The 7246-nt window shown below is 53.3% G+C and carries 14 protein-coding genes; 5 read left to right on the top strand and 9 right to left on the bottom strand.

Going from position 1 to position 7246, the window contains the following annotated elements; all coding sequences use genetic code 11:
• The first annotated feature begins 137 nt into the window (after positions 1 to 137).
• Entirely contained in the window at positions 138 to 326 is a 189-nt protein-coding gene (locus H7F08_RS11750; RefSeq protein ID WP_193640629.1) for a hypothetical protein, read from the top strand.
• 95 nt (positions 327 to 421) lie between these two features.
• Here H7F08_RS11750 and H7F08_RS11745 read toward each other — a convergent pair whose 3' ends face one another.
• The 5 genes from H7F08_RS11745 to H7F08_RS11725 all read right to left on the bottom strand — a co-directional run bounded on the left by H7F08_RS11745 (position 422) and on the right by H7F08_RS11725 (position 2365).
• The gene (locus H7F08_RS11745) at positions 422 to 652 is read right to left on the bottom strand and encodes a type II toxin-antitoxin system Phd/YefM family antitoxin (protein ID WP_193640628.1); all 231 of its coding nucleotides are present in this window, start codon (positions 650 to 652) and stop codon (positions 422 to 424) included.
• Between the two features lie 3 nt (positions 653 to 655).
• A complete protein-coding gene (locus H7F08_RS11740; protein WP_193640627.1) occupies positions 656 to 979 on the bottom strand; it encodes a type II toxin-antitoxin system VapC family toxin in 324 nt (107 codons plus the stop codon).
• A 192-nt stretch (positions 980 to 1171) separates the two neighbouring features.
• Positions 1172 to 1612: a PIN domain-containing protein gene (locus H7F08_RS11735; RefSeq protein WP_226842665.1), complete on the bottom strand. Its 441-nt coding sequence runs from the start codon at positions 1610 to 1612 to the stop codon at positions 1172 to 1174.
• Positions 1613 to 1706: 94 nt separating this feature from the next.
• On the bottom strand, positions 1707 to 2126 hold the full coding sequence (locus H7F08_RS11730; RefSeq protein ID WP_193640626.1) for a putative toxin-antitoxin system toxin component, PIN family: 420 nt from the start codon (positions 2124 to 2126) through the stop codon (positions 1707 to 1709).
• Positions 2126 to 2365 (bottom strand): ribbon-helix-helix domain-containing protein, encoded by a 240-nt coding sequence (locus tag H7F08_RS11725; RefSeq protein WP_010639849.1) that lies wholly within the window; start codon positions 2363 to 2365, stop codon positions 2126 to 2128. The genes H7F08_RS11730 and H7F08_RS11725 overlap by 1 nt, the downstream gene beginning before the upstream one ends.
• A 170-nt stretch (positions 2366 to 2535) precedes the next feature.
• Here H7F08_RS11725 and H7F08_RS11720 point away from each other — a divergent pair, with 170 nt between their 5' ends.
• The 4 genes from H7F08_RS11720 to H7F08_RS11705 all read left to right on the top strand — a co-directional run bounded on the left by H7F08_RS11720 (position 2536) and on the right by H7F08_RS11705 (position 3673).
• Complete coding sequence (locus tag H7F08_RS11720; protein ID WP_024892809.1) at positions 2536 to 2700, top strand: type II toxin-antitoxin system VapB family antitoxin; 165 nt, start codon at positions 2536 to 2538, stop codon at positions 2698 to 2700.
• Between the two features lie 117 nt (positions 2701 to 2817).
• Complete coding sequence (locus H7F08_RS11715; protein ID WP_010639853.1) at positions 2818 to 3066, top strand: hypothetical protein; 249 nt, start codon at positions 2818 to 2820, stop codon at positions 3064 to 3066.
• Positions 3047 to 3427 (top strand): type II toxin-antitoxin system VapC family toxin, encoded by a 381-nt coding sequence (locus H7F08_RS11710; RefSeq protein ID WP_010639854.1) that lies wholly within the window; start codon positions 3047 to 3049, stop codon positions 3425 to 3427. The genes H7F08_RS11715 and H7F08_RS11710 overlap by 20 nt, the downstream gene beginning before the upstream one ends.
• A gap of 66 nt (positions 3428 to 3493) precedes the next feature.
• On the top strand, positions 3494 to 3673 hold the full coding sequence (locus H7F08_RS11705; protein ID WP_226842664.1) for a glycosyltransferase: 180 nt from the start codon (positions 3494 to 3496) through the stop codon (positions 3671 to 3673).
• Positions 3674 to 3896: 223 nt separating this feature from the next.
• On the opposite strand, the gene H7F08_RS11700 is transcribed toward H7F08_RS11705, so the two are convergent.
• The 4 genes from H7F08_RS11700 to H7F08_RS11685 form a co-directional block, all read right to left on the bottom strand.
• Positions 3897 to 4484: a hypothetical protein gene (locus H7F08_RS11700; RefSeq protein ID WP_010639856.1), complete on the bottom strand. Its 588-nt coding sequence runs from the start codon at positions 4482 to 4484 to the stop codon at positions 3897 to 3899.
• A gap of 50 nt (positions 4485 to 4534) precedes the next feature.
• A complete protein-coding gene (locus tag H7F08_RS11695) occupies positions 4535 to 4942 on the bottom strand; it encodes a phosphate-starvation-inducible protein PsiE (protein WP_031575148.1) in 408 nt (135 codons plus the stop codon).
• The gene (locus H7F08_RS11690) at positions 4942 to 5808 is read right to left on the bottom strand and encodes a hypothetical protein (protein ID WP_193640624.1); all 867 of its coding nucleotides are present in this window, start codon (positions 5806 to 5808) and stop codon (positions 4942 to 4944) included. Before H7F08_RS11690 ends, H7F08_RS11695 begins: the two co-directional genes overlap by 1 nt.
• 74 nt (positions 5809 to 5882) lie before the next feature.
• Positions 5883 to 7208 carry an NAD(P)/FAD-dependent oxidoreductase gene (locus H7F08_RS11685; protein WP_193640623.1) on the bottom strand — a complete coding sequence of 442 codons (1326 nt, stop codon included), beginning with the start codon at positions 7206 to 7208 and terminating at the stop codon, positions 5883 to 5885.
• Positions 7209 to 7246: the final 38 nt, after the last annotated feature.

Here is a 7246-nt window from a genome sequence, read left to right as displayed (position 1 = left end):
CTTTTCCACGGCGTACTCCTTATGTTGCTCTTTGAGTCGGAAACCCTTTGTAGCAACAGTACGCCACCTCATTCAAGCCAGTTGTAACGGCCCGTACACCACTTTCGAGCATAGCTCGCCGGCTGGAAGCCTTATCCTTGGCTGCGGGTCATCATCCGGGCATGGCGGACGCGGTGATTGCAGGCATCGCGAAGCTTAATCATCTTGTTGTGATTACGCGAAATACCCTGCATTTCTTGTCATTCGGTATTGAGGCGGCCACTCCAGATCAGGCTGTTTTATTATTCAAACCCGAACAGGGTCAGAGTATTAGCCTGGTTACCTAACCTTATGAGTGTATGCGAGTTTTTTTGCCTTTTCTGCGACTTGGTCTGTTTTGTTTATTGCGGGTGCCGGGTCAAACGACCGCTGCAACGATTTGTTAGCTGCGGGCTTCACGCTCGCGCCCTTCTCGAACAGCGTTGACAATTTCGTCTCGGCTGAGATTCAACCTCACGCCCTTGACGTCCAGAGGAGACAGAGATTTCTGAACCGGGCGGATGAGGAATGCGCGACCATCTCGACGTGTGATTTTCACCGCCCCTTCAAGTTGGGCTGAATCGAGTACGGTCGAGAACTTTTGACGAGCTTCAGAGAATGTGTAGACCTTCATGAGCTAGACCTCCAGGATTTTGATACTCAAGGACTCAGCCACCTGTTTAAGAGGTTGGTCAAGGGTAAGCAGTGGTGAATGGGATTGCATGGCGCACACCAGCAAGTAGGCGTCGTATGCGTAGATGCGATGCTTGGATACAAGAGCCAAAGCTTGATTCAGATTCACCTCAACCAGCTTGATGGAAATCTCAGAATAGGCATCAAGGCATGCTGTGGCCTGCTTCAATGTCGTACGACCACGTTTGATCATGGCCGAAAAGGCATTGCCCATTTCCCAGTGAACGGAACTCGGCGCGATCAAATTACGACCTGCCGTGGGCTCCAATGCCCGATTTCGGCCTGGCTCATATACAATTGCACCATTGTATCAGGTCTTGCTCCAAGCAGCTAACATTTCCTTGAGCAAGGTCAGCATGTGGGTACGGTCAGAGATATTGATGGTTTTAGACGTGCTGATGGTCACATAGCGTGAGAGGGTGCGCAGTCAACTCCCCGCCGTTCCAGGGCGGGGAGAAGGTTAAGCCACGGCGCTCAAGGACAGGTGAATTTCCACATCGTCCCAAGGCACAAAAATCTGCTGATCTTCCGTTTTGTCGATAAGGTGGTGCTCTGTGAGTTTCTGAACATCGGTATGCACGTTGCTGTAGTTCCTGTTCAACTGCCTGGCTAGCTCGTAGATGGACTGTGGGCCATTCTTTTTGAGATGTTTCAGCAGCACCAACCGCGCTGGCGTAAGCTCACGAAAAAGCTGTACAGAATCGGAAAAACTCAGGTGATAATCTGCTTCCGGTAGAATCTCTGCACGGTCAAGTTTTTGGGCAATTTCCCGCAGCTCGGCTACCGTGATCGCGGACAGGTAGAGCGTTTCTAGCGCTTGCGCGTCGAGCCAGTTAAGGACACGCGCTTGAGGCTCCTGGCGCTGTGTTTCCGAAATCACGTTCGTATCGAGCAGGATCATTCGAAGCGCGCTGCGCGGGCTGGAGACTGGATGCGCGCGCTCTCGGATACCACCTGCAGACCGAATGCCTCGGCGGAACGACATTGGCTTGAAGTTAAAGTGCCTCGGCGCAGAAGGTGACTGGTGTGACGATGCGCGTGCGGCCGATGTTACCGCGTCGGAGCAGACCGGCGCGATGGTCACCAGTCACGAGGTAATCAGCATTACCAGCCAGAGACATTGCTAACAAAAAGGTATCATCCGGATCGTCGGCCTCGATACCTTTCGGTAGCGGCGGCAGCGTGTTGAGCACAATGGCGCGCTGAATGTTGTTTATCATGGTGCCAATGCGATGTGCAGGCAGGATGGTCTTGATCTTCGGGTAACGGCTCACCCGGCGCAGTTCATCGAGCTGCGCTGCGCCTGTCACCAGTTCAAAACGTGCCGCAAGCCAAGCGTGATAAATGATGTCTGGAGTGCTGTGCGACGAGATCAGTGCGACCAGCAGCACGTTGGTGTCGAGGACGACCCGCATCAGTGTTTACGCGCCCACTGTACCGCCTCGTCGATAAGGGAATTCAGTTCTGTCTCGTCCATACTCGCCGTGGCAGCTTTGGCTTGCTCGACAGCCCGTTCAAAAAGATAGGCACGCACTGCCTCCTCAATGAAACGCGATAGGTCGCCCTTGCGACCGCCGCCCTGCGCGGCAATAAACATACGCACGGACTGATCTATTTCCGGCGATACGGCGATATTCCAGCGTACGGTATTCATAAAGCCCTCCCAAAAGTGTTTATGTACATAAGTGTTTATACGCTCAGGTCGGCGTGTCTGCAATGCAATCAAAACCGCCTGGGCTTGTGCACTATCTCAAAACTTTTCCGGGTGATTCGCCCATATTATTCAAACCCGAGCAGTGCCAGAGTATTAGCGAGGTTTCTCAAATGCGAACGACCGTTAATCTGGATGATGACCTCCTTGTGCAGGCCAAAAATCTTTCTGGTGTGGAAGACCGGGGCGCGTTGCTGAAAGAAGCTTTGCGTGCCTTGATTGAGCGCGAAAGCGCCCGACGCCTGGCGCGACTGGGTTGTGCTCATCTTTCTGGTTAATCGGCATACACAGGATTCGTGCCACAGTGGCCGACAAAGGGATTCATTGAGGGCGTTTGTATATTATCGCTTGCGGGTGTACAGTTTTTGCTTATGTATGTACATGTTGGAGGCGCTATGAATGCGACACAATTGCGCGCAAATCTTTTTTTGGTACTCCGTCGCGTGCTGGCTACGGGTAAGCCGGAAGATGTGGAGTGGAAAGGTCGGCATTTACAGATTGTTCCCAAAGAGAGCTTATCGTCCATGGCGAAGCTGGCGCGTCTCCGCCCTCATCCTGGAGTGATTCAGGGCGATCCAGAAACCATAGTACATCTGGACTGGTCTTCGGAATGGCAGGCTGAAGATGTCCATCGTTTATCTTGATACACACGTTCTGGTTTGGCTTTATGCGGGCATGCTGGATAAATTCACAGCGGAAGGTCAGCAGATGATGGAGACACATGAACTCAGGGTGTCTCCTATGGCTTTGCTGGAAATTGAATATCTCAACGAAAAAGGCGTGGTGACAGTGACTCCGGACACATTATTTGCAGAGTTGGCGCAGACCATCGGCCTTGCAGTATGCACCATCCCCTTTGCGATGGTGAGTCGTGCGGCCTTTTCTCTGGCTTGGACGCGTGATCCATTCGACCGGTTGATTGTGGCCCAGGCAAGGGTGAATGAAGAGCCCCTGTTAAGTAAGGATCTTTTGATTCGACAGAATTATCTGCATGCAGTTTGGTAATAATGAATCCATCACCAAAAAATCTTATCCAAAGGGCCGCCCAGGATAGAGTAGGGCAGTCTGTTTTTGCTCCATAGTGTGCCTGCCGAAGCCCTGCGCTTGTTATTCCGGCAGGCGGTGGTGACGGTGTGCCCCAGCGTGGGGCAGGGCTTTGATTTTTCCGGAGTGGAAGCCATGCGCTGCGGAGGCGTGGTAGCGGCTTCGGATATTCCGGATGGGTATGGCGCTGTTGACACTGTCCGATGACCTGACCATCCAGCACGTTGAGTGCGGCAACAAGGTCGTAGTGCCATTACGTTTGTAGTCGTGGGTCATCGTTTCTGCGTGGTCAATTCTACCAGACGGGCCACATCCACTTTCACCTCGCAAGGCTCGACTCCATTCATACCCTCAACATGGGGCTATTTTATCCTCATTAACCTTAAGTTTCATTAAGAATGCAACACTACACTAGGTAAAGCGATGCCTCTTATCCGAACTGGTTTTTGCGCATGGCCCAACTCATGATCAGCATGCCTAATCCAAAGGCGGCCGAGAAACCGATGATGATCCAACTGTATATGGACGAACCGGCTTGTGGAGCCAGTGCGAACAGAAACTGGAGGGCTACCGCCAGGGCCAGATAAGCGCCAGAGCCTATAATCAGCACGAGTTCCTTGTTTTTAATGTTGCGGATCACCCAGACTCCTTCGAGAATACCCGACAAGGCCACCCAGACGAATACGGTCAGAAGAATGTAGAGGGTGGAGCCTGCACTCATATCCCAATAGATGACGATGATGCCTGCGGCAATGCCTAACAGACCTTTAAAAATCACGGCTAGACGGGTCCATAGCCCATCAATTTGCTGACCGGCGGCCACCCGGAGGGCGTAAGCACCATCAAACAGAACGTAAATGGCAAAAAACCAGACCAGTAATGGAATGGTTGCCTTGAAATCGGCCAGGGCCACCAGCGCATACACCAATGCGGCTACTCCGCGAATGGCCAGCAGTGGCCAGGAATAAAAACCGCCACTTTTTTTGATAATCTGTACTGAAGAAGTTGCTGTAGTCATATTTCACCTCCGTGATGTAACTTTTTAAATTAAAATGAAAACTGGCAGACCTAATCCTCGCTGGAATGAATATGATCACCCACCCAAAGGGCCGCCATCAGTACAATGACGGCGATACTCATGGTCAATACGGACATCGCTTTAAGATGATCGACATCCACCACCAGATAGCGGGCGATGGCCGTCACGGCGACGTAGATCAGAAAGCGCACGGGCAGTTTTCCGGTTTTGAAATAAATGCCGGTCATGGCCCCGATTTCCAGATACACAAAAAGCAGCAGTAAATCCTGCAAGGTCGCATAGCCACGATGAATCAGGTGCACATAAAAATGCGTAGCCGACCAGATGATGCTGGCACCAATGATGAACAAGGACAGCGATTTGAAAACCTCGACCATGGTGCCACCCGTGCGATGTGCCCGTTTGAACATTTCCAGTATGCCGGCATTGCGAGTCATCACCCGGCCGTCTTTTTTTTACCGGATGCATTCATAGTTTTGAGGACCCGGTAAGCGATGGAGATGACATTGCGGAGCACATAGATCGTTTTTCCGGACAGCACGAGGCGTATTAGGGCAAAAATCCCGCCACTGCTTGACCCGCCTTTCTGTTCCGCATCGTCCAGGCCATCACGGATGGAGCAGACCAGAGCCCGCGCACCTGATGCCATGTTGCCTCCCCCACAGCGGGCAACCATCGTCCGGGCTTCAATGGCGACCGAGGCCCAGACACCAATCGCTTTTTGCAAATCATTCAGGTTCTTGTGAAGCATCTCATCCTGCATGACCTCCGGCAGGGTCGCAGCCAGGGTTTCCCAGGCGACTACCAGTTCTCCCGACCAGCGGCTGGCATCGTCTACCAGTCCCGAAATGCGTGCCGTCAGGGAAGGTGAGGCACCCTGGATGAGGCAGGTTATCCGTTTCAGGATATCAGTCCATTCTACGGTGGCCATGCCCAGTTGCTGCATGGTGCCGGATTTAGCCAGATCGCCGAGCACTTCCGGCAGGGTTTCCATCAGCGTACTCATTGCGACCAGCAGGGGTTCCAGCATGCGGACGCCGGATTCGACCCGCGCCTCCAGGTCGGCGGCAGAGTGCACACCGGTGACCTGCGCCAGTTTTTGGGTGGCCGACCAGAGGTGTCCCGCCTCACAGGCGATATGCAGGGCAGCACTGCGGACATCGGTATCGGCAGTTACCTCGTCCAGCATGGCGTATAGTAAACGCAACTGATCCTCGATAGCATGGCTGAGGTCCAGCACCTGCGACCAATCCGGCGTTTCCGTCGGGTTATTGACGGCTTGACTCATTTCGGCAGCACTCATCACATTTGTCCTCCTTTGAAAAGATAACGGCCCCTGGCGCAGATCTGCAGACAATCTGCGCCAGGGGAGTGCCCTCAGCCCACTTTGCGGAGATGGGCGGGTTCGTCACTTTTCAGACGGGAAATGCCGAGCATCTGGAAGACCAGCTTTTCATAAAAAGGCTCAGAAACCCCGGCTTTCATTTTGGCGAGGAAGTATTTTTCAAAGGCAATCTTGGACCAATGCACCCAGGGCCCTTCTCCGAACCAGTCAACACGCCGGGGCTTGAATTGGGGTAAGGCCACAAAAGCAGCGCCGCTCGTGCCCATGTCAGCCAGGCAGATGGCGTTCCAGGTGCCCATTTCGGCAGTGGGTGCCTTGCCCTGAATTTCTGCCTGAATGTTGTGGACGAGGGCGGTGACCATGGATTCGATCATATAACCGGTTTTGGGCGCACCGGTGGGTACCGGAGTCTGTTCTACCGGAGGAATGGCAATACAAACGCCCGCCGAGTAAATGTTGGGATATTTGGGGCTGCGTTGATGTTCGTCGACGATGACAAAGCCCTTGGGATTACAGAGTTCCGGCACCTTGGCTACGGCATCTACGCCCTTGAAAGAAGGCAGCATCATCGAAAAACCGAAGTCATGGGTGCCGACGCCGATTTTTTCGCCTTTTGCATTCAGGTGCTCGCAGAACATTTTGCCATCATCCACTTTGGTGGTGTTCATGTTGGTGTGTACCTGAACCCCCATTTCACCAAGGCCCCGGGTCAGAATTTCCTGGGAGTCCCCGACGCCACCCAGACCCAGATGGCCGACATAAGGCTCGGAAGTGATGAAGTGGAATTCCTTGATTTTGCTGCGTGCTCCGCGTTTTTCCAGATCACTGAGGACAATCATGGCGTATTCATAGGCGGGGCCAAAGCAGCTGGCACCGGGCATGGCGCCGATGATAATCGGATCGGGATTGTTGGAGTCCAGCAGGTTCATGTATGCCGCATAGGCTTTTTCAGCATGATCGACGGTGCAAATGGAATGGGTCGGCTTCTGATGTCCGGCATGGGGACCGGATCCGGGAACGGCATCGAAAGCCAGAGCGGGTCCCGTGGTGATGATGAGATAGTCATAATGGACACTGGAACCATTGGCGAGATCAATGGTGTTGCGTTCCGGATCAATGCGGTCGGCGCGCTGGGCAATAAAATTGATGCGCTTGCGACTGGTATGCGGCTCAATATCAAACACGATTTGCTCCCGCTGCCGCCAGCCCACTCCGACCCAGGGATTGGAGGGAACGAACTGGAAATAAGGATTTTCGCTGATCAGCGTCACCTCATGTTTGGGGCCGAGCAGATCCCGCATTTCATAGGCGGCGGGCATGCCGCCGGTTCCTGCGCCTAAAATCACTACATGTGCCATGGTCAATACTCCTTTATTCAAAGCGAAAACGAACAGCT

Origin of the sequence: Acidithiobacillus sp. HP-11 (genome assembly GCF_015100075.1) — a bacterium.
GTDB classification, from domain to species: domain Bacteria; phylum Pseudomonadota; class Gammaproteobacteria; order Acidithiobacillales; family Acidithiobacillaceae; genus Acidithiobacillus; species Acidithiobacillus thiooxidans.
Note: the sequence above shows the minus strand (reverse complement) of the source record. Positions and strands in the feature narration are given on the sequence as shown.

Bases quoted from the DNA above. Each gene is read 5' to 3' on its own strand.
- H7F08_RS11745 (WP_193640628.1), bottom strand. From the start codon at position 652: ATGAAGGTCTACACATTCTCTGAAGCTCGTCAAAAGTTCTCGACCGTA.
- H7F08_RS11735 (WP_226842665.1), bottom strand. From the start codon at position 1,612: ATGATCCTGCTCGATACGAACGTGATTTCGGAAACACAGCGCCAGGAG.
- H7F08_RS11730 (WP_193640626.1), bottom strand. From the start codon at position 2,126: ATGCGGGTCGTCCTCGACACCAACGTGCTGCTGGTCGCACTGATCTCG.
- H7F08_RS11725 (WP_010639849.1), bottom strand. From the start codon at position 2,365: ATGAATACCGTACGCTGGAATATCGCCGTATCGCCGGAAATAGATCAG.
- H7F08_RS11720 (WP_024892809.1), top strand. From the start codon at position 2,536: ATGCGAACGACCGTTAATCTGGATGATGACCTCCTTGTGCAGGCCAAA.
- H7F08_RS11715 (WP_010639853.1), top strand. From the start codon at position 2,818: ATGAATGCGACACAATTGCGCGCAAATCTTTTTTTGGTACTCCGTCGC.
- H7F08_RS11710 (WP_010639854.1), top strand. From the start codon at position 3,047: ATGTCCATCGTTTATCTTGATACACACGTTCTGGTTTGGCTTTATGCG.
- H7F08_RS11700 (WP_010639856.1), bottom strand. From the start codon at position 4,484: ATGACTACAGCAACTTCTTCAGTACAGATTATCAAAAAAAGTGGCGGT.
- H7F08_RS11695 (WP_031575148.1), bottom strand. From the start codon at position 4,942: ATGACTCGCAATGCCGGCATACTGGAAATGTTCAAACGGGCACATCGC.
- H7F08_RS11690 (WP_193640624.1), bottom strand. From the start codon at position 5,808: ATGAGTGCTGCCGAAATGAGTCAAGCCGTCAATAACCCGACGGAAACG.
- H7F08_RS11685 (WP_193640623.1), bottom strand. From the start codon at position 7,208: ATGGCACATGTAGTGATTTTAGGCGCAGGAACCGGCGGCATGCCCGCC.